This window comes from Acidovorax sp. SRB_24 (assembly GCF_012931925.1).
Genome location: NZ_MWOM01000198.1, coordinates 1 through 614 on the forward strand (window position 1 = coordinate 1; position 614 = coordinate 614).

General features: G+C 73.1%; 1 pseudogene. It reads right to left on the minus strand.

The window, feature by feature from the left end:
- Window positions 1-255: pseudogene (locus tag B2J89_RS22555) on the minus strand (DUF1439 domain-containing protein); the annotation flags it as partial.
- Between the last annotated feature and the right edge of the window lie 359 nt (window positions 256-614).

A 614-nucleotide genomic window follows, 5' to 3' on the forward strand; every position in this document is an offset into this window, starting at 1 on the left:
GATGCGGTTGCGCTCGGGCCGCAGCGCCAGGCGCGGCGCCTGCAGGTTCAGCTCGACCAGGCCGGCCAGCGGGTAGCTGCGCGGAAAGCGCTGCGCCAGCTTGGCCTGCAGCGTGTCCAGCGGCAGCGTGACGCTGCGCGGCAGTGCCGGCCCCGTGCACGCGGTCGCGGCCAGTGCCAAGCCCAGCGCCGCGCTGACGAGCCAGTGGCGGCGCGGCAGGGCATGGGTGGGTGGGGAGGAAGCGGTCGACTGCATGGCGTCCATTGTGCGGCAGGCGCGTGTGACGGGCTGTAAGGCGTCGGGCGCGAAGGCACCGTGTGGGGCGCTGTTCTGCCATGACTTTTTCTGATATCTGGTATCCGTCCGTTGGTCGCACCGCTTGGGCCGGTCGCGCCGAGAATGCCGGCACGGGCCCTGCCCGTCCCCGCCGCCGCCCAGCGGCCCCGCTCCTCTCTTTCCCGAGCCCCTCCATGCCCCTGCACCTCCCGACTTCCCTGCGCTTGGCCCCCCTCGTGGGCCTGCTGGCCTGCGGCACCGCCACGGCACAAACGCCGGCCGCCGGCGCCGACTACCCCACGCGGCCCATCAAGCTCATCGTGACCTTCGTGCCCGGG